The organism is Hymenobacter fodinae, from assembly GCF_004745825.1.
GTDB lineage: Bacteria > Bacteroidota > Bacteroidia > Cytophagales > Hymenobacteraceae > Hymenobacter > Hymenobacter fodinae.
Genome location: NZ_SRLA01000004.1, coordinates 169,873 through 188,569 on the forward strand (window position 1 = coordinate 169,873; position 18,697 = coordinate 188,569).

Consider the following 18,697-nt stretch of genomic DNA (forward strand, 5'->3'; position numbering starts at 1 on the left):
TGCGAGCTTTCTGCTGTGGGCTGGTTTGCGGCGTTGGCGTACCTTGCCACTCTGTTCTTCAAATTTTGCCTTTATGAAAATCCGTACCGGCTTCGGCTACGACGTTCACCAACTCAAGGAAGGCTTACCGTTCTGGCTGGGCGGCATTCAGGTTCCGCATACCCACGGCGCGCTAGGCCACTCCGATGCCGACGTACTCATTCACGTTATCTGCGACGCTCTGCTGGGCGCGGCTAACCTGCGCGACATCGGCTTCCACTTCCCCGATACCGATCCGCAATACAAAGGCATTGACAGCAAGCGTTTGCTGGCCGAAGTGGTGCGCCTGCTCACGGAGCGCGGCTACAGCATTTCTAACATCGACTCTACCATTTGCCTGGAGGCGCCCAAGGTGAACCCGCACATTCCGGAAATGCAGCGGGTATTGGCCGAGGTAATGGGCATTGAAGAAAACGACATCAGCATCAAGGCCACCACCACCGAAAAGCTCGGTTTTGTGGGGCGCCGGGAAGGCGTGGCGGCTTACGCTTCGGTGCTCATCATGCAACCCTAGGCCACTAACCCTGACTTTCCCATCGGTTTTTCCATTCCGCCCACCATCCATACTCCTTTATGTACAAACCTTCCCTCCTAGCCCTGCTGCTCGCGGCTAGCTGTATGACCTCGGCGGTGGCCCAAGATGCCCCCGAGAAGATCAAAGTCAAGACCAAGCGTAAGAATAAAACGGAAGCTCCGGCCGCTACTTCCGAGGCTACCAAGCAGGCCCCGGTTGACGCTGACTGGGCCCTGAACTACGGCCAGACCATCACCCAGGCCGATCTGCGGCAGCACCTAACTGTGCTAGCATCGGATGCCTACGAGGGCCGCGAAACCGGCGAGAAAGGTCAGAAAATGGCGGCTGAGTACATCAGCCAACAGTTTAAGGCGCTAGGCCTCACCGGCCCCGTACAGGGCTCTGACAACCCTTACCTGCAGCACTTCACCATGGAGCGCAGCACCTGGGCCGACGGCGCTACCCTGAAAGTAGGTGGCCAAACCTTTAAGTGGCTGACCGATTTCTATGGTGCCGGCAACTCGCCCTTCGAGAACGAAACGGCTCTGCAGCCGGTGTTTGCGGGCTACGGCATCGAGCAAGACGGTTACTCCGACTACAGTGGCCTAGGCGACGTGAAAGGCAAGGACCTGATTATTCTGCTGGGTGAGCCCATGAACGACAAGGGCACTGCCACGCTAGGCAAAGACGGCCAACCCAGCAAATGGGGCACCGACTACCGCGCCAAATCTGCACTAGCTTCGCAGAAAGGAGCCCGCTCGGTGTTCTTCGTAGATTTCAGCCCCAATGCGAATTTCGAGAAGCTAGCGGCTCGCATGACGCCTTATATCAGTCGGCCTAGCATCAGCTTCAAGGATGCGCAGCAGGCACCCCGCACGACGGCTTTCTTCGTGTCGCCGGCGGTGGGCTACAAAATGCTGGGCACTACGGCGGCTAACGTAACCAAGTACGCGGCCGCTACTGGCAAAGCCGGTAAGCCCACGGCCAGCGGCTTCAAGCCGGCGAAGGTGATGCTGAAAGCAGCTAAAAAGCGTGAGGACTTCACCACCGAAAACGTGCTTGGCTTCCTGGAAGGCTCTGACCTGAAAAATGAGGTACTGGTGCTGTCGGCTCACTACGACCACATTGGCGTAATCAATGGTGAGGTGCACAACGGCGCCGACGACGATGGTTCGGGTACAGTTTCGGTGATTGAAATGGCCCAGGCCTTCACGAAGGCAAAAGCTGAAGGCCACGGCCCGCGCCGCAGCATTCTATTCCTGACCGTGACGGGTGAGGAGAAAGGTCTGCTGGGCTCAGAATACTACACTGACCACCCCATCTTCCCGCTGGAAAGCACCATTGCCGACTTGAACACCGACATGGTGGGCCGTACCGATAAGGACCACGAAGGCAAGGGCGACTACGTGTACGTGATTGGCTCGGATAAGCTCTCTTCAGAGCTGCACACCATTCTGCAGGGGGCCAACCAGAAGTACACCCAGATGGACCTCGACTTCCGCTACAACGACCCGGAAGACCCGAACCGTTTCTATTACCGCTCCGACCACTACAACTTTGCCAAGCACCGCATTCCGGTGGCGTTCTTCTTCAACGGCGTGCATGCTGACTACCACGGCGCCGGCGACGAAGTAGAGAAGATTGAGTTTCCGAAGATGGAGAAGCGCGCCCGTTTGGTGTTCTTCACTGCCTGGGACCTCGCCAACCGCGACCAGCGCATTGTAGTTGACTCCAACAAGAAGTAAGTAACCCAATAAAAGCCGTCATTCCGGGTCCAGTGAAGCAGGAGCCTGCCAGAACGCCGTTGCACAGACAACTCGTTTGGCTACCTTTTCCCTGGCCTAGAATGACGGCTTTTTGTGTCTTGCCCATTCCTACTGCTCCGTGAACAGATTTTTACTTTCCGCTATCCTTCTTATGGGCTCCGTTTCAGGGGCCTGGGCCCAGAAAGAGGCCACACCCGCCGCTGCTGACCCGGCGGCGCGGTTTGCCGCCGTCGTTACGGCCACCGAGCTGCGCCGCCACCTTACTGAGCTGGCCTCGGATGCTTACCAGGGCCGCGAAACCGGCCAGCCCGGCCAGAAGAAAGCCGCCGAGTACATTGCCCAGCAGTTCACTGGCCTAGGCTTGCGGGGCCCGGTTACCACGAGCAGCAACCCCTATTGGCAGCCGTTTAGCCTGGTAAAGACCACGCCCAACGGCTACGCGTCCATCAGCATCAATGGCCGCTACTTCGACCAGATGCGCGATTTTATTGGGTTTGGCACCTCGCCCTTTACTACGCCCACCCCAGCCGACCCAGTCTTTCTGGGTTTTGGCATTGAGACGGAGCGTTATAATGATTATGCCAATAAGCCCGACATCCGGGGCAAAGACGTACTTGTGCTCCAGGGTGAGCCCACTGACGGGCGGGGCCGTTATTTGCTGTCGGGCTCAAGCCAGGAGAGTTCCTGGGGCTCTGGTTACCGCAAGGCAGCCCTGGCTCGCGACAAAGGCGCCCGCAGCGTGGTGGTCATTACGTTTGCCGGTACCTCGCAGTTTGAAGCCATGGGGGCTGGAGTGGCGGAACAGTTGGCCGAACCGTCCTTCACGCTGGTGGCCCCCGTGCCCCAGCCCCAGGATGAAAGCTCCCTGGCCGAAACCCCACCGGAAGGCATTAGTCTGTATGTAACCTCCTTCGACCTAGGCCTAGCCCTACTTGGTGCCCAGGCCGAAGCCCTGCAAAACTACGTGCTGAGCAGCTACAGCACGGGCAAACCGCCCAAGCCCCTGCAGCCAGTACCGTTCACATTTTCCATCCCACAGAAACAAGAAACCGTCACGTCGGAGAACGTGCTAGGCTTTCTGGAAGGAACCGATAAAAAGGATGAGCTAGTGGTTATATCTGCTCACTACGACCACCTAGGCGTGCAGCACGACACTATTTACAACGGAGCTGACGATGATGGCTCGGGCACTAGCGCCGTGCTGACCTTGGCTCAGGCCTTCGCCAAAGCAAAAGCCGAAGGGCAAGGCCCGCGGCGCAGTATTCTGTTTCTGCTGAACACCGGCGAAGAAAAAGGGCTGTTGGGCTCTCAGTATTACACTACTCACCCAGTGGTGCCACTAGAAATCACCATTGCCGACCTCAACATTGATATGGTAGGTCGTACCGACCAGCGCCACGCCAGCAAGAGCGAGTATGTGTACATCATCGGCTCCGACCGGCTTAGCCCCGAGCTACACGCCCTGAATGAGGCCGCTAACAAGCGCTACACGCACCTCAAGCTCGACTACAAATACAACGAGCCCAACGACCCCGAGCAGCTTTATACCCGCTCCGACCACTATAACTTCGCCCGATACCGCATTCCCGTCATCTTCTACACCAGTGGCCTACACCAAGATTACCACAAGGCCACCGACGACGTAGAGCACATTGAATTTGACAAGCTAGAGCAGCGCGCCCGCCTGGTGTTTTATACCGCCTGGGACCTCGCCAACCGCCCCCAGCGCCCCGCCGTGACGGTGAAGTAGAGGTGCGTTGAGTGGCCTAGGCCACTCGCTTCCCGAAACTAATTGCTAGCGGTAGGTTTTATCTTTGCCCGTACCTGCTGATTTATCTGTGCTGCTATGAACCCGACGACCTCCTCCCCTTCCAAGTCCAGGCAATTTCTGGCCGATGCTGATGCTAAGGCCTTCGACCTGGAGCACCGGCGCAAAATTCGGTTCAACATTGGCAAGTACAACGCGGCCGTGCAGACTGGCCTAGGCTTCTACGAAGACCATGAGCTGGCGCGCGCGCGGGCTTCGTATTTAAAGGCCCAGGTCATCAACAACCTCGATCAGTACCTATTGCAGTGGGAGGAGAACTTTACGGCGCGGGGTGGCAAGGTTATCTGGGCGCAGAACGCGGAGGAGGCCTTATTTGAGATTGGGAAGATTATGCAGCGGCGCAAGGCCCGCACCGTGGTGAAGGCCAAGAGCATGACCACCGAGGAAATTCACCTCAACAAATACCTCGAAAAGAATGGTATTGAGTCGGTGGAGACGGACTTGGGCGAGTTTATTGTGCAGCTGAACGGGGAGCGGCCTTACCACATCGTGACGCCGGCCATGCACCTGAGCAAGCTCGATATTGCCGACATTTTCGTGAAGCACCTCGGCATTGAGTATACTGACGATGCCCAGAAGCTGGTACTCACGGCCCGCCATTTGCTGCGCGACAAATACACGGCGGCGGAAGTGGGCATTACGGGCGGCAACTTTCTCATTGCCGACAGCGGGGCCATTGCCGTGACCGAGAATGAGGGCAATGCTCGCCTTTCTGCGGCCTTCCCCAAAACTCACATTGCCATTGTGGGCATCGAGAAGATGATTCCGCGTTTGCAGGACCTCGATTTATTCTGGCCCCTGCTCAGCACCAGCGGCACTGGCCAGCAGGTTACGGTATACAACACTATCTACACCGGTCCGCGCCAGCCCCTGGAAAAAGACGGCCCCGAGGAAATGTTCGTGGTGCTGCTCGACAACGGCCGCACTAACCTGCTGGCCCAGCCCGACAAGCGCGAGGCCCTGCACTGCATCCGGTGCGGTGCTTGCCTTAACGTGTGCCCAGTGTACAAGAACATTGGTGGCCACACCTATGAGGCCACCTACTCCGGCCCCATTGGCTCTGTGATTACGCCCCACCTGAGCGGCATGGCCGAAAACAAGCATCTGAGCTTTGCCAGCAGTCTGTGCGGGGCCTGTTCATCGGTGTGCCCGGTCAAGATCAACATTCATAACCTGCTGCTCAAAAACCGCCAGCAAAGCGTGCAGGAGGGCCACTCTGATAAGGAAGAGCAGCGCGCCATTACGCTGTGGCTGCACGGCATGAAGCGGCGCTGGGTATGGGATTTGGCACCGGCCTCGGCGAAGAACTGGGTACTGAGTCGCCTGCTGGGCCAAACCGGTTGGAGCAAGCGCCGCGAAGCCGTGCAGATTGCGCCTAAATCGTTCAAGCAGCTCTGGAAGGCCCGCAAGTAGACTTTCTAGGCCAGTAACTCAACCTCCATCTACCCAACAAAGTACAAGGCAGGCGGTGCCTCTGCCGCGGGTTGCTACGGGTACATGCTGGATGTAGGTATTAGTGGGCTGGCCTTCGCGGCCGGCTCGTTTATGGTGGGTATCACCGTGTTATCGGCTATTCGGTCGTTTGTGCTGCCCCGCAACGAATCGGTGCTGCTCAATAGCTGGGTGTTTCAAGGCATTCGTAAAGTCTTTGCAGCCCTAGCTATACTAGGCAGAACCTACGAGCAGCGTGATAAGGTAATGGCCTTGTATGCGCCAGTTGCGCTGGTGGCGTTGCCCATTGTGTGGCTAGGAGTGGTCAGCTTCGGCTATTCCTTCATCTACTGGGCGCTGGGCGAAGGCGACATGGAACGCTGCTACCGCATCAGCAACAGCTCCTTGCTGACGCTAGGCTCGGAAGAGCCCAGCAAGCACGGGCTGGCCAACATTATGTCGTACTCGGAGGCTACGCTAGGCCTGTTGCTGCTCACGCTGCTCATCTCCTACTTGCCAACCATCTACCAAGCTTTCTCGCGACGGGAGCTGACGGTGGCGCGGCTAGAGATGCGGGCCGGCCCCAAGGCCTCCGCCGTTGAGTTGCTACTCTGGCTGTATGAAGCTGACTTGCTGAAGCACGGCCCCCAATGGCAGCACTGGGAAGAGTGGTTTATCGAGATTGAAGAGACGCATACCTCGCTGCCCATCCTGTCTTTTTTCCGCTCGCCGCAGCCCGGCCGCTCCTGGGTAACGGCCGCCGATCTTATTCTGGATGCCGCCGCGCTCATCATCAGCGCGGTAGATACGCCCCGCGACCCTCATATGGTAATGTGCCTCAAAGCGGGCACCGTATCGGTCAATCGGGTTTCGCGCTTCTTTAAAGAATCCGCTAAAACCAAACCCGACGAGTCATTAACGGAGCAGCAATCCGGCAACAATCCGCAGCGCTCTGATTTTCAGGATGCGTATCAGAAAATGCAGGAAGCAGGCATTCCGCTGCAACCCGATGAGCAAGCTGCTTGGCAGAAATATCAGGAGCTTCGCTCTCACTACAAACGCGCCATAGAATTCCTAGCTAAGCTCACCATGGCACCGGAAATCAAGCCGATATAGCTTGCCCCTGACTGGCCTAGGCTGCATAGATAGCTGACAAAAGAATGTCATGCTGAGCTGGCCGAAGCAGCTCTACTACTGGCTACTCCCAAGCATGCCGAGGAAGTAATAAAGCTGCTTCGGTATTTATTGCGCGTCTTCGTCGGGCAGGATTTGTACGTCCTGCACCAGCACCATCTTCTCAATCTCACGGCCGCGGGTGGTATTGGCCAGGCCCCCCAGGGCAGTTTCTTTGTAGCGGGTTTCCATACTCTGGCCCACTTCCCCGAGCGCGGCCACGCACTGGTCAACCGGAATAACCGGGTCGACGCCAGCAATGGCAATCTGAGCAGAACTGAAGGCAATAGCTGCCGCTGAGGCGTTGCGTACCACGCAGGGCACCTCCACTAGGCCGGCCACCGGGTCGCAGACGAGGCCGAGCATGCACTGAATGGTGATGGCCACGGCTGCAAATACTTCTTCTATCGAGCCACCTAGGCAGTACACAATGGCGCCCGAGCCCATAGCTGCCGCCGAACCAGTTTCGGCCTGGCAACCTCCTACAGCGCCGGCCAGGGAAGCGTTCTGCTCAATGATAAGGGCAATACCGGCGGCCACCAGCAAGCCTTCCAGAATCTTACGGTCGTCGAGTTTGTGCAAGTCCTGCAGCGTGACCAGCACACCGGGCAGGATACCCGAGGCGCCGGCCGTGGGCGCGGCCACTACCCGGCCCATGCACGAGTTTACTTCCTTGGCACCCAAAGCGCGCGTCACGAGTTGCTTGAACTCCGGCGACAGTACAGTAACGGGCGAGGCGGCAATTTTCTTGGCCCCGTTGTTCACCATGCCCGAGCGCGAGGTCATGTTTTGGGTGAGGCCGGTATGCACGGCGTCGCGCATCACGTCGTAAGCTCGCTGTAGACCACTCCAGATTTCTTCCTCCGTGCGGCCTTTCTGCTCAATCTCGTAGGCCAGTACCGGCTGGTATAAGGGCTCTTGGGTGGTGGCACAATGGGCCTGCCAGCTGGCAAAATCAGTAAAAAGTAACGACATGGGTGGGGCGGGCGATGGATGGGAGAAACGGGTGGACTTGCCTGTAACAAGGAATGGCAAAGTGGGGTGCAAAAATCAGCATTAAAATGGTATCCTCTCAGGAAATAGAGAACATAGCAAGTTACGGCTGAAAAGCCCGGCTCCATACAATAGCGTTTCACTGGAAGCAGTCCTCCTTATTGCAGGTTACAGCCTGAAGCACGGCGCTCTGCGTCAGGGCTTCGCATCATCAGTTTGCCGCCCACGAAAGTATCCTTCACCACTCATCTAGGCCACCAACTTGAAGGGTTACTTCGTTCGGCGCGCGAGCAGAGCTTGTAGCTAGATATCCACCCTAGAGGCACGCCCTGCCTTGGCGATAAGTTGGGCTCACTTTAGGTTTCGTCAAGTACTAGGGCGCGTAGGCCGTTAGCGCTCCATGCCCTGGTTAAGGCCTAGGGCTGTAGCTGAACCTTATAACGCTGCAGCTTCCTATCGGTGGGCCGTACGGTGAGGTGGTAGAGTCCTGGGGCAGTGTCTGGTACCTTCACTCGCACTTGGTTAAGGCCGGCTTGCAATTCCAGGGCCTGCTGCATTACTACCCGGCCCAGCGCATCAGTCAACATGAGCTGGGCGTTTTGCGCCTGAGAACTCTGATAGTTCAATGTGAACGTGCCGGCACTGGGGTTGGGGTATACGCCTAGCTCAGGCTGAGGAAGCGCCGGTGGAGCGAACGGCGCAGGGCGGCGTACCTGGGCCACGCTGGTCCCACCCAGAGGGAGCACCTCTAGAGCCGACAGCTTAGGCTGATCCAAGCCACCATCAGCGGCCAAAGAACTTAGCTCCAGGTTGAGCACTCCATCCGTGACCTTAACAGCGAAAGACTCAGTGGTAGCTACGTTGGCGCCCACCTTGCTGAAGATGTCGTAGTTGTCGAGAACCTTCTGGCCTTCCAGACTTACATCAAACAGCCGCTCGCCTGTGTTGTGCCAGTAAATTTCGGCGAAATGCAGCACTACCTGGTAAGAACCATTGGACAGAGGCAGTGCGTAGCTCAACTGCCCCGCTGAGCCGTAGCGCTCGGTTTGGTAAAGGGCATCATCTTGCGTGCCGGCAATAGCCATTGTGGTAGAATAGGTGTTACCGGGTGATGGAGAGTAGGCAGTATCGGCGGCGAACAGGCCTAACGACGTGCTCAGTTGCGGGCCGCCGCTGTTAAGCCGATACTCTTGCTGCAGACGCAGCACTTCCAGCGCCGAGAGCTTAGGATAGTCTACCCCTCCATCTTGAGGGAGAGAACTCATATCCAGGGCCAAAATACCGTCGGTAACGGTGGCGGTGAACGACTCGGTAGTGGCGGTGTTAGTGCCCACTTTGCCGAAGATGTCGTAGTTGTCGAGGACCTTCTGCCCCTGCAGGCTCACGTCGAACAGCCGCTGCTTCGGGGCCGACCAGTAGATCTCGGCGAAGTGCAGCACGACCTGATAGGTGCCATTTTCTACCGGTAAGGCGTAGCGCAACTGGCCGGTATTGCTATAGCGCTCGGTTTGGTAAAGGGCGTCGTCGTTAGTGCCCTCAATAGGGACCGTGGTGGCATAGGTGTTACCGGGTGATGGAGAGTAGGCGGTATCGGCGGCGAACAGGCCTAGTGAGGTGCTCAGTTGCGGGCCGCCGCTGTTAAGCCGGTAAGTGCCGGGGCTGCTGTTCTGGTTCAGGCGCACGCTCACCGTGTTACTGCCCATGTTCACAGTTACCAGATCCAGGTTTCCATCGTTGTTCATGTCGCCTAGCACTAGCCCGCGAGGCATGAGGCCTACTGCTACCTCTTGACTGCCGCTAAACACCCCCCGCCCGTTGTTGAGGCGTACACTTACCGAGTTGCTGCTGCTGTTAGGGGTGAGCAGGTCCAGGTCTCCATCACCGTCTACGTCCCCTAGTACAACCTTCTCGGGGTTCAGGCCTACGAGTATTTCCTGCGCACTGCCAAATGTGCCGGTACCGTCGTTGAGCAGCAAGATGGCCTGCCTGCTGCCGGGGTTGGCTAAGAGCAAGTCCAAATCCCCGTCCGCGTCCACGTCGCCCAGCGCCAGACTGCGCGGGTCAAAGCTCGCCGCTGCTTCCTGCGTAGGATTAAACACCCCCCGGCCATTATTGAGGTATACCCGGGCAGAGTTAAATGCCACCACGAAATCAACGTCTCCATCGGCATCTAAGTCGCCGGCAGCAGTACCATACGCCGAGGATAGAACATCAGTAATACCCGAAAACACCCCATTGCCATCATTCAAGTACGCTCGTGCACGAAAAATCGCTTGGCCATCCATGCTGGAAAAGCCCTGAGTTAACAGATCCAGGTCACCATCCCCTTCCACATCACCAAAGGCAATACTAATTCTGTCGCCGCTGCCTAGAAATATCCGTGGCAATATAGAACGGAATGAGCCTGTGCCATCATTACGCAAGATGTCTACCCCGCCCCTACTAAATCTGTCATTATAACTCACTACCAGATCCAGAGAACCGTTGCCATCTAAATCCTGCAGGAATACTTCGTTTAAGACAGTACGGGTGAAAGTAACGGCCTCCTTCCCATCCTTAAACCCACCCGTGCCATCATTAAGGCGCAGACTCACAGTGCTCGTGCCATCTGCAGCTTGGGCGTTAGCCGTCAGCAAGTCTAGGTCACCGTCGCCATCCACGTCGCCCACGGCTACACTACGCGGCCGGAAACCAACCGGCACCTCTGGGCCTCCCCCAAAAGAGCCCGCAGAAGGGGCCGTGGCAGTGGTAAAGCGCAGCACCTGCGGCACGGCCAGGGGAGTGCCGCCGCTGCTGCGCACTTCCCTCGTTACGGTAGCCAGTATTGTTTCGCCCGGCTTAAAAGCGGCAGCAGGAGTAAAGCGCAGCGTATTGCCGCTTACCGTAGTGGTACCAGCTAGCCGCCCGCCCGCCTGGGCGCTGAATACGCGCAGGGCTGAGAGGGTAGCAGAGTCACTGCGCAAAGGCTGGTCAAAACTGACTGCTAGCGGCAACGTGCGTGGTACTGCTAAAGCATTGCGCGCGGGCTGCAGGCTTGTCACTACCAGGGAGGGCGTAACCGTGAAGAGAAACGAGTTGCTGGAGCCGGTTGGGGTGGTCACGACTACGGGGCCGGTAGTTGCTCCGGGAGGAACCTTCACTAGAATCTCATTGCCCGCTGGCGCCAGAACCTGGAAAGCTGGATTCTCTACCCCATTGAAGGTTACCTTAGTAGCTCCCAAAAAGTAAGTGCCGCTGATTACTACGCTCTCACCAACTGCTCCGCTAGCAGGCGACACGCTGGTAATAACGGGTGGGGGTTGAAGTTGATTCAGCCGTACGCTGGCTGTCCTATTACTCGAATTAACTGTGAACAAATCCAGGTCGTTGTCGGCATCAGCATCGCCTAGTACCAAGCCCACTGGGATGGCGCTTACAGCAACCTGCCCACTGCTAGTGAAGGTCCCCTGCCCATCATTTAAGCGTACTCTCACGGAAAAGCTGCGGTCTGTTGTAAGCAGGTCTAGGTCGCCGTCGCCGTCTAAGTCGCCTACGGCCATATCGAAGGCTCCATCTTCCAGTGCTCGGCCGCCCGAGAAGGTGCCGTGCCCATCGTTGAAGGTTATGACTACCATATTATCCGCAGCGCCCGTCAGGAGGTCTAGGTCTCCATCGCCATCCAGGTCTGCGAGGGTCACATTGACAGGGTTACCCTCCCTGACTATCTTCTGACTCTTCGAAAACAGGCCCTGGCCATCATTCTGGTAGATGCTGACCGTATTGTCATACGTATTGGCCACTACCAAATCCAAATCCCCATCACTGTCCAAATCACCCAGAGACAGATCGGCAACCCTGCTTCTATCGGGGTCTTCCAACTCCTGGGTACCACTAAAGCGGCCCTGCCCGTCGTTCAGGCGTATACTCACGGACAAGCTGCCGCTGTTAGATGCCAGAAGGTCCAGATCTCCGTCGCCGTCAATATCGCCTAGCACAATACGCTCCAAGTCGACTCCCAAGGGTACCTGCTGTCCAACCTGGAAGGTGCCATCGCCATTATTCAAGCGAATGCTGGCCGTGCTAACGGGGGAATTATAGCGGTTGCCAGTTACCACATCCAAGTCTTCATCCCCATCCACATCCCCCAGTAGCACATTCGTAGGAGCTGTTCCCACGGGTATTGCGGCTCCGGGGGCGAAGGCCCCTTTTCCGTCGCCCAAGTACACGCTCACGGTAGAACCGCTGGCGGCGCCGTAGTTGGCCGTGAGCAGATCTATATGACCATCTCCCGTAATGTCGCCTACAGCTATATCCTGAGGGCCCGCTCCTACCGCATAGTCTTGAGTACCACTAAACGCACCTAATGCGGGCACTGTAGCCGTGGTAAACTGCCAAACCTGGGGCTTGGCCAGGGACGTACCACCACTGCTCTGCAAAGCGGTAGTGAGAGTGGCCCAGATTTGCTCCCCAGCCCGGAAAGGAGTGGTAGGCGTGAAGGTCAGCGTGGAGCCGTTAGTAGAGAGGGTACCAGAGCGCTGGCCACCTTGCTGAGCACTAAACACGCGTAGCGCCCCCGCTGGCAACTCTGCTGGCAACGCCTGATCAAAGTCTAGCACCAGGGCCGTGGAGCGTGGAACAGCCAATGCGTTGCGCGTCGGCAAGAGCCGAGTGAGGACGGGAGCCTGGGCCTGGGCGGTGCTACTGCACAAGCTCTGGAGTGCAAGAAACAGTACGGGCGTAAGCCCTCTCAAAAGACGTGGCCAAGACGAGTAAAGAGTAGGAGCTAGCATGACAATACGGCTTAATAGATTCAGCTGCGCTTGCTCCCTGCCCAGGCAAGGCAGGCCGGGCATCCCGGCACCTGACCAGCGCAGATGAATCTATCAAAAAGGCCCCTTTAATCATAGTAACTCATTGAACATTAGTATCATATATAAAACATCATACTATCATAAGCACTTCCTTAGCTCTTGTTAGCAGCCGGCTGGTTATACGTTTTCTCTAGCTCAGCTAAGTACTTCATTGTCAGCTGCGAAAACTGGGGCGGATGTGTGGCATCTTTCCGGGCGGCCTTCTGATAGAGTCGGACAAATTCAAACGGGTTATCAATGCGCGCAATCAGCTCTTTGCGGTAGCCGTTTGCCACAATAACCCGGGCCATATAGCAGCCTGGCACGTGCCCGGCGAAGTGCAGTACCCGCTGGTAGTAGGCTACCGGTTTTTTGGCTGGGGTTCCCTGCGTTGCTACGGCCTGAATCACAGAATCGAGCCGCTGAATTACCTGGGGCGCGGGCTGCAGAAACTGCGCTTGCACGCGGTGCGGGTCTCCGGGCACTTGGTGCATGGGCGCTTTGTCAATCAGGTCGGCAATACCTTCGCTGCGCATGCCGCGTAGCGTCCACATCAGGCCCTTGTCTTCTTCCGCCACCGGGCTGAAGCTTTTGGTGGGCATCAGCTGGTGGTACATTTCGTGGGCCTCCACAATGCCGGGCTTTGCCTTGTCGTGGTCAACTACCGCTTTCAGGCTGTAGAAGATACCATCTGCCTGGGAGGTAGCCCCGTCGCCGATGGCCGTGTAGTACATCTTCAGCTCCGGCACGGTTGTCTGCGCCGACTTGGGTAGGTACTCGTAGGCCAGGGTGTACATCAGGGGCACGTACTGGGGGCTCTGGATGGTCGTCTGGATGTACTGCCGGTATTCTGCTTCTCGCTCTTTGTACTCGTAGGCCAGTACATAGGAGGCCACCTTATCACGCAGCTTTACGCGCAGCAAGGAATCGTGCTGGGGCATGTACACGGTTTCCAGAGCTCGGCGGTAGTTCTCCAAGGAGTACACCGACTGCGGATCAGGATGAAACGTGTTGCGGATGTACGTCTTGTTGCCGGGCAGATTGATGAAGGCATCCCAGTCTTTATCCGAAATCGGGTGGTTTTGGCGAAGCTCGTCCGTAAGCTGCCAGAACCGCGTCACGGCGTCGGTGTTGATGGTTTGCGCCCGGGCGCTGGCGCACATCAGCAGGCCTAGCAGCCACAAGCAACTGGCTATTCTACGCCCAACAGCTACTACGGAGGTCTTCATATCTGCTTCGTTAGTTAGTGAGCATGAAGTACCTCAACCCGTATTGCACCCGGAAAGAATTTCGACCAAGCGCCGGCGCTACACCACCAAACCTCATAACCGTCTCCCGTTTCGGGTGGCCTAGCCCAGGAGCCGTAAGCCAGTTTGGGCCATCAACAGAACAGCCCCGCTGCACGAAACAACGGGGCTGCTAGTACTAGTACGCTGACTGGCCTAGGCCACTTTTTCTGGCTCGCTCACCAGCTTAATGGAAGCGGAGTTGATGCACAGGCGGAGACCACTCGGCGGCGGACCGTCGGGGAAAACGTGGCCCTGGTGAGCGTCGCAGGTGTTGCAGAGCACCTCTACGCGGGTCATGCCGTAACTGGTGTCTTTCTTGTACTTGAGGGCGTTTTCCTTCACCGGCTGTGTGAAGCTAGGCCACCCCGTGCCCGACTCAAACTTGGTGCGCGAGTCGTAGAGCGGCGTACCGCAGCATACGCAGGCGTAGAGGCCGGCTTCGTGGGCTTCGCAGTACTCGCCGGTGAAGGCCCGCTCAGTGCCGTGTTCACGCGTAACGTGATACTGCTGGGGCGTGAGCTGGGCGCGCCATTCGGCGTCGGTTTTTTCTACTCGTTTATCGGGGGCCGGGCTGCCGTGGTTGGCCAGCCGGATTACATCATTCCAGGTTTGCATGGGTTGTGAAGCTTGGTTCTTGAGGGCAGATATACTGCAAACGCGACAGGCCGACGGGAAGTTTATCCTAGCTCTGTTTCGAGACTGGCTAAAACTGCTCAAACTCGTCTCGCACCGACCACTTGCGCCACTGCTGCCGGGCAAATGGTAAGAACGCCGCCGGCGCTTTCCGAAACTCCTTTTCCGTTTCGTAGCGTCCAGCCAGCAGTTCGTACCCATCAGGAGCGTCCAGCTGCTGTTTGCTGATGGTATCGAGGCAGCACGGGTTAGTGGGGGCCCGCTGGCTTACCGGCACCGAGTCGTAGGCCACTACCATTTGACCGCGCAGAGCATATTTAGCCGCACCCTCGTGCATGATGAGCTTCAGGTCCGATGGGCTTACGTCGCTGCGGCAGGTGAGCTTGTAAATAAGCGTCGTTTCCGACTGCCCGTTGTCGTCGAGGTCAGTAACGGAGGTAGAGCCGGGAAGAGGGCCTAGCCACAAATCAAACGGACAGTTATGCACCGCATCTTGCAGGCGCCATAGTTCCTGCCAACTGCCGGCACGCTGCACATATTGGCGGGCAAACAGCTCCACGTACGCTTCTTCGTCGGTATACTTAGTCGTTTTCTCCGCGGAAGGCCCCTTGCGAAACACCACCAGTAGGTTCTGCCCATTAGCATCGGTCCAGCGCCAGGCTTCCAGCAGCTTGCCTGGTAAGCGCAAGGCCGCGGGCACCTGCGCCAGTGGCACCGGCTGCCGGCTGATGCTGTCTGCTGAGGTAGCGGCCGGAATGTTGGAAGTAGAGGCTTTAGCTGGTAAGGCTTTCTTTTCCTTCTCTCCAGTTTTCTGCTCCGAGCAACTTACTCCGAGCAAGGTTAGTAAGCTTAGTGCGTATAGTCGCTTCATACAACGCATCTCCTGGCTAGCGGATATCAGCCGCCAAGCTACTTGTTATTCGCTGAACGATGAAAATCCTCTCCGCCGACCAAACTCGCCAAGCTGACCAAGCCACCATCCAAGCCGAAGGCATCCGCTCCGATGAGCTAATGGAGCGGGCTGCTACCGCCCTCAGCACTTGGCTTATGGAACGCGTGGAGCCCGAGGAGCCCGGTGAAATCCATGTTTTCTGCGGCCCCGGCAACAACGGCGGCGACGGACTGGCAGCGGCACGCCACCTACACGGGGCTGGTTACGCCGTGCGCGTGTGGCTGCTGCCCGCAACCAAGTACTCCTCTGATTTCACCACTAACCGCCAGCGCTTACCCGCGGAGCTGCCCTGCGCCGAGCTGAACCCTCAGAAGCTGCCGCGCCTGCCCCCGCACAGCATTGTGGTGGATGCGCTATTCGGGACTGGCCTAGGCCGCCCATTAGCCGACGAGGCAGCGGCGGTGGTAAAGCACCTGAATAAGGCACACGTTCGTATGGTGTCGGTTGATGTGCCGTCTGGACTCTTTACTGATGCTCCTCAGCCCGCCAACAGCGTGGTAGTCCAAGCTCGCCATACTATCAGCTTCGAGTTGCCTAAGCTGGCCTTCCTACTGCCGCAGAACGCGCCTTTTGTAGGCCAGTGGCATGTGCTGCCAATTGGATTGAATAGTGAGTTTATCCACAACGCTCCTGTGGATAACTATTTTGTAGACGCCGTTTTCCTGGCCGGCCGACTTCCGCAACGGGCTCAATTCAGCCACAAAGGCACCTTTGGGCATGCCTTGTTGCTGGCGGGCAGCCGCGGTAAAATAGGGGCGGCCGTGCTAGCTTCCCGGGCTTGCCTGCACGGGGGCGTGGGGCTGCTCACGGTACGCGTGCCGGCCATCGGTTACGACATTCTACAGACCTCGGCGCCGGAAGCTATGGCCCTTACCGATCCGGCTACCGACTTTGTAACGGAGCTACCCGACCTGAAACCTTACGCCGCCATTGGTATTGGGCCAGGCCTAGGCCAGGAAGCTGCTACGCGCGACGTGCTGGAGCAGCTACTTAAAGCGGCTACGGTGCCCTTGGTTATTGATGCCGACGCCCTAAATATTTTGGGGGCTAACCGGGAGCTGCTAGACCTACTGCCACCTGATACCTTGCTTACGCCTCATCCCAAAGAGTTCGAGCGCCTCACTGAGCCCGCCCGCGACGACTATCACCGCCTAGAACTGCTGCGGGATTTTGCCCGGCAGCGTCGCTGCTACTGCGTGCTTAAGGGTGCCTACACGGCTCTGGCTACTCCCGATGGCGTGCTTTACTTCAATAGCACCGGCAACCCTGGTATGGCCACAGGCGGCAGCGGCGACGTGCTGACGGGCCTACTGCTGGCACTACGTGCCGACCAGCGCCTTTCCCCGCTCGATGCGACGTTGCTAGGCCTCTACGCGCACGGCCGTGCCGGCGACCTAGCTGCTGAAGAAACTGGGCAAGCAGGCCTGACGGCCGGCGATATTGCCCGGTTTATTGGCCCTGCCCTGCACAAGCTCACCACACTACCGGCACGGCTCTAACAACAATACCTCAACAGAAGCAGTTTACTACTCCGCTCTCTAGTGGCTACAACAAGAATTTACTAGCCAGCCAAACTACCAAGAACTGCACCACCATTACTCCATCGGCCAGCAGGGCAAAGTAGTAATCTGAGCGCGACTCGTCGGCGAACCAGATGACGCCAGCCGCTAGTAGTAGCGGCAGCAGAAATACGGTTTGGTGGTGTACGGGCATTCCGATAGGTACCAGCACTGCGGCCCCCACCAGCGCAGCTAAAGCAACTAGTTTAGTGGCTTTTACCCCAAAAACCCCCGGAAAAGTGCGGGTCCCAATTAGGAGGTCTTTGCTGTAGTCGCGGATATCAAAAACAAAGGCCAGTGCCAGTATGAACAGAAAGCGGCGGGCAAACAATACCCCCACCACCGGATCTAGCAGTGACCGGTGCAGGTAAAGCGCCGGAATCCAGACGGTGACGGCGGCCCACACATAGGCAATCAGAAACACCTTTAGCAGCGGAAAATCACGCAGGGCCCACCACCGCCCCTTCACTTTCGCAATGGGCAGGGAATAGAGCAGCGAGATGACGGCCAAATGCCCAATAAACCCAATCAGGTGCTGCCAGCCGTCCCACAAAAACAAGGCCCCCGCCACGGCCAGCGCTACCATAGCCAGGAAAAACAATCCGCGCCGGTGGGCCCGCATCCAGCTTTTGCGCCCCGAGAGAGCCACCGGCTGGCTATGCTTGTAAGGAAGCACGCTGTCGAGGTTGTAGAGGAACAGCGTGGCCGTGAAAATCATGATGCCCAGCCGCCATGGAATGTGCACCTGCCAGAACAGAAACGTGGCCCATGTGAGGCCTAGCGCCGCCAAGGCCAGCCAAGTGCTACTATAGAGCACCGCATCAAGCCCACCCTTCAGCCACGAAGGGCTGAGCGCAGGCGTTGGGGCGGAACCTGATGAACGAGCAAAGGGCATGATCTTACTACGTGGCTACTACCGAGGCGTAGTGTGCCAGCGCGAAGATAGAAGCCCCCAGTACTTATTTGCCGGTTTCGTCGTGCGCCGCATCTACCGGCTTCGACTCTGGTGACCCGTGCTGGCGCAGAAAAATGGAGAGGCCTACAAGGGAAATAATGGATATAAATTCGCTCTGCCAGTTCTGCAACGACTCAAACCAGAACCGTGAGGTTTGCATGTACTCAAGCATAGTTACTGTGGGCTTGCCCTCGTGTTGCTGCTCAATGCTATACACCTCAGCTCCGCCCTTAGCATGCAGCCAAAATGACCCAAAAAACAACAGAAAGAACATTAAGCTCAGGGAGCGACGGTACAATGCCAGTTGCCAGCCACCGTGTTTCACCGGGCTGGGGGCATCTTGCTTGGTAGGGTCGGGCTCTTTGTCTACTTCTTCCTCCTCGTACAGTTTTTTGGACTCCGAAGAGCCACGCTGTCGCAGCCAGATGGTCAGCACCACGTACAGGCCCATTTGCAAAAACTCGCTTTCCCAGTTCTCAAAAGTGGCTTCCAGAAAATGCCCCGACCCCAAGTACTGGCCTAGGGTAAGCGGTAGCAGTCCCATTTCCTCCAAGTCACTGTTATTATCCAGCCACCCGGTGAAAATCTGACCAGCTAATGTTCCAATCACCAGCACACTACCAACCAGCAACAGGCTGTTTTCATACAGCCAGCGCAACAAGGGTGAGGAATAGGGTTTTTTCGGCATAGTGGCCTAAATACGATGGCGCTACTACAAAGGCTGCTACACTTGAGC

General features: G+C 57.4%; 13 protein-coding genes. 6 read left to right on the top strand and 7 right to left on the bottom strand.

Features of this window, described 5'->3' with window-relative positions:
* Window positions 1–73 precede the first annotated feature (73 nt).
* From ispF to EU556_RS18570, 5 genes are all read left to right on the top strand, one after another.
* Window positions 74–553: a 2-C-methyl-D-erythritol 2,4-cyclodiphosphate synthase gene (ispF, locus tag EU556_RS18550; RefSeq protein WP_135435636.1), complete on the top strand. Its 480-nt coding sequence runs from the start codon at window positions 74–76 to the stop codon at window positions 551–553.
* Window positions 554–612: 59 nt separating this feature from the next.
* On the top strand, window positions 613–2,298 hold the full coding sequence (locus tag EU556_RS18555) for a M28 family peptidase (protein ID WP_135435637.1): 1,686 nt from the start codon (window positions 613–615) through the stop codon (window positions 2,296–2,298).
* A 172-nt stretch (window positions 2,299–2,470) separates the two neighbouring features.
* Window positions 2,471–4,069 (top strand): M28 family peptidase, encoded by a 1,599-nt coding sequence (locus EU556_RS18560; protein ID WP_135435638.1) that lies wholly within the window; start codon window positions 2,471–2,473, stop codon window positions 4,067–4,069.
* Window positions 4,070–4,165: 96 nt separating this feature from the next.
* Window positions 4,166–5,560, top strand: coding sequence for a LutB/LldF family L-lactate oxidation iron-sulfur protein (locus EU556_RS18565; RefSeq protein WP_135435639.1), 1,395 nt, complete (start codon window positions 4,166–4,168; stop codon window positions 5,558–5,560).
* Window positions 5,561–5,644: 84 nt separating this feature from the next.
* Window positions 5,645–6,694 carry a hypothetical protein gene (locus tag EU556_RS18570; RefSeq protein WP_135435640.1) on the top strand — a complete coding sequence of 350 codons (1,050 nt, stop codon included), beginning with the start codon at window positions 5,645–5,647 and terminating at the stop codon, window positions 6,692–6,694.
* A gap of 126 nt (window positions 6,695–6,820) precedes the next feature.
* Here EU556_RS18570 and sdaAA read toward each other — a convergent pair whose 3' ends face one another.
* From sdaAA to EU556_RS18595, 5 genes are all read right to left on the bottom strand, one after another.
* Window positions 6,821–7,726: an L-serine ammonia-lyase, iron-sulfur-dependent, subunit alpha gene (sdaAA, locus tag EU556_RS18575; protein WP_135435641.1), complete on the bottom strand. Its 906-nt coding sequence runs from the start codon at window positions 7,724–7,726 to the stop codon at window positions 6,821–6,823.
* A gap of 434 nt (window positions 7,727–8,160) precedes the next feature.
* On the bottom strand, window positions 8,161–12,576 hold the full coding sequence (locus EU556_RS18580; protein ID WP_135435642.1) for an FG-GAP-like repeat-containing protein: 4,416 nt from the start codon (window positions 12,574–12,576) through the stop codon (window positions 8,161–8,163).
* Between the two features lie 110 nt (window positions 12,577–12,686).
* On the bottom strand, window positions 12,687–13,802 hold the full coding sequence (locus tag EU556_RS18585) for a DUF5700 domain-containing putative Zn-dependent protease (protein ID WP_135435643.1): 1,116 nt from the start codon (window positions 13,800–13,802) through the stop codon (window positions 12,687–12,689).
* A 213-nt stretch (window positions 13,803–14,015) separates the two neighbouring features.
* The gene (msrB, locus tag EU556_RS18590) at window positions 14,016–14,477 is read right to left on the bottom strand and encodes a peptide-methionine (R)-S-oxide reductase MsrB (RefSeq protein ID WP_135435644.1); all 462 of its coding nucleotides are present in this window, start codon (window positions 14,475–14,477) and stop codon (window positions 14,016–14,018) included.
* Window positions 14,478–14,565: 88 nt separating this feature from the next.
* A complete protein-coding gene (locus EU556_RS18595; protein WP_135435645.1) occupies window positions 14,566–15,366 on the bottom strand; it encodes a M949_RS01915 family surface polysaccharide biosynthesis protein in 801 nt (266 codons plus the stop codon).
* Between the two features lie 59 nt (window positions 15,367–15,425).
* Here EU556_RS18595 and EU556_RS18600 point away from each other — a divergent pair, with 59 nt between their 5' ends.
* Window positions 15,426–16,946, top strand: a complete 1,521-nt coding sequence (locus EU556_RS18600; RefSeq protein WP_135435646.1) for an NAD(P)H-hydrate dehydratase — start codon at window positions 15,426–15,428, stop codon at window positions 16,944–16,946.
* 46 nt (window positions 16,947–16,992) lie between these two features.
* On the opposite strand, the gene EU556_RS18605 is transcribed toward EU556_RS18600, so the two are convergent.
* Both EU556_RS18605 and EU556_RS18610 read right to left on the bottom strand, forming a co-directional pair.
* Window positions 16,993–17,901 (bottom strand): UbiA family prenyltransferase, encoded by a 909-nt coding sequence (locus EU556_RS18605; RefSeq protein WP_135435647.1) that lies wholly within the window; start codon window positions 17,899–17,901, stop codon window positions 16,993–16,995.
* Between the two features lie 64 nt (window positions 17,902–17,965).
* Window positions 17,966–18,649, bottom strand: a complete 684-nt coding sequence (locus EU556_RS18610; RefSeq protein ID WP_245327794.1) for a DUF6766 family protein — start codon at window positions 18,647–18,649, stop codon at window positions 17,966–17,968.
* Between the last annotated feature and the right edge of the window lie 48 nt (window positions 18,650–18,697).

What these genes read in the sequence shown, in the direction of transcription:
- ispF (WP_135435636.1), top strand. Translation starts at nt 74, where the DNA reads ATGAAAATCCGTACCGGCTTCGGCTACGACGTTCACCAACTCAAGGAA.
- EU556_RS18555 (WP_135435637.1), top strand. Translation starts at nt 613, where the DNA reads ATGTACAAACCTTCCCTCCTAGCCCTGCTGCTCGCGGCTAGCTGTATG.
- EU556_RS18560 (WP_135435638.1), top strand. Translation starts at nt 2,471, where the DNA reads ATGGGCTCCGTTTCAGGGGCCTGGGCCCAGAAAGAGGCCACACCCGCC.
- EU556_RS18565 (WP_135435639.1), top strand. Translation starts at nt 4,166, where the DNA reads ATGAACCCGACGACCTCCTCCCCTTCCAAGTCCAGGCAATTTCTGGCC.
- EU556_RS18570 (WP_135435640.1), top strand. Translation starts at nt 5,645, where the DNA reads ATGCTGGATGTAGGTATTAGTGGGCTGGCCTTCGCGGCCGGCTCGTTT.
- sdaAA (WP_135435641.1), bottom strand. Translation starts at nt 7,726, where the DNA reads ATGTCGTTACTTTTTACTGATTTTGCCAGCTGGCAGGCCCATTGTGCC.
- EU556_RS18580 (WP_135435642.1), bottom strand. Translation starts at nt 12,576, where the DNA reads ATGCCCGGCCTGCCTTGCCTGGGCAGGGAGCAAGCGCAGCTGAATCTA.
- EU556_RS18585 (WP_135435643.1), bottom strand. Translation starts at nt 13,802, where the DNA reads ATGAAGACCTCCGTAGTAGCTGTTGGGCGTAGAATAGCCAGTTGCTTG.
- msrB (WP_135435644.1), bottom strand. Translation starts at nt 14,477, where the DNA reads ATGCAAACCTGGAATGATGTAATCCGGCTGGCCAACCACGGCAGCCCG.
- EU556_RS18595 (WP_135435645.1), bottom strand. Translation starts at nt 15,366, where the DNA reads ATGAAGCGACTATACGCACTAAGCTTACTAACCTTGCTCGGAGTAAGT.
- EU556_RS18600 (WP_135435646.1), top strand. Translation starts at nt 15,426, where the DNA reads ATGAAAATCCTCTCCGCCGACCAAACTCGCCAAGCTGACCAAGCCACC.
- EU556_RS18605 (WP_135435647.1), bottom strand. Translation starts at nt 17,901, where the DNA reads ATGCCCTTTGCTCGTTCATCAGGTTCCGCCCCAACGCCTGCGCTCAGC.
- EU556_RS18610 (WP_245327794.1), bottom strand. Translation starts at nt 18,649, where the DNA reads ATGCCGAAAAAACCCTATTCCTCACCCTTGTTGCGCTGGCTGTATGAA.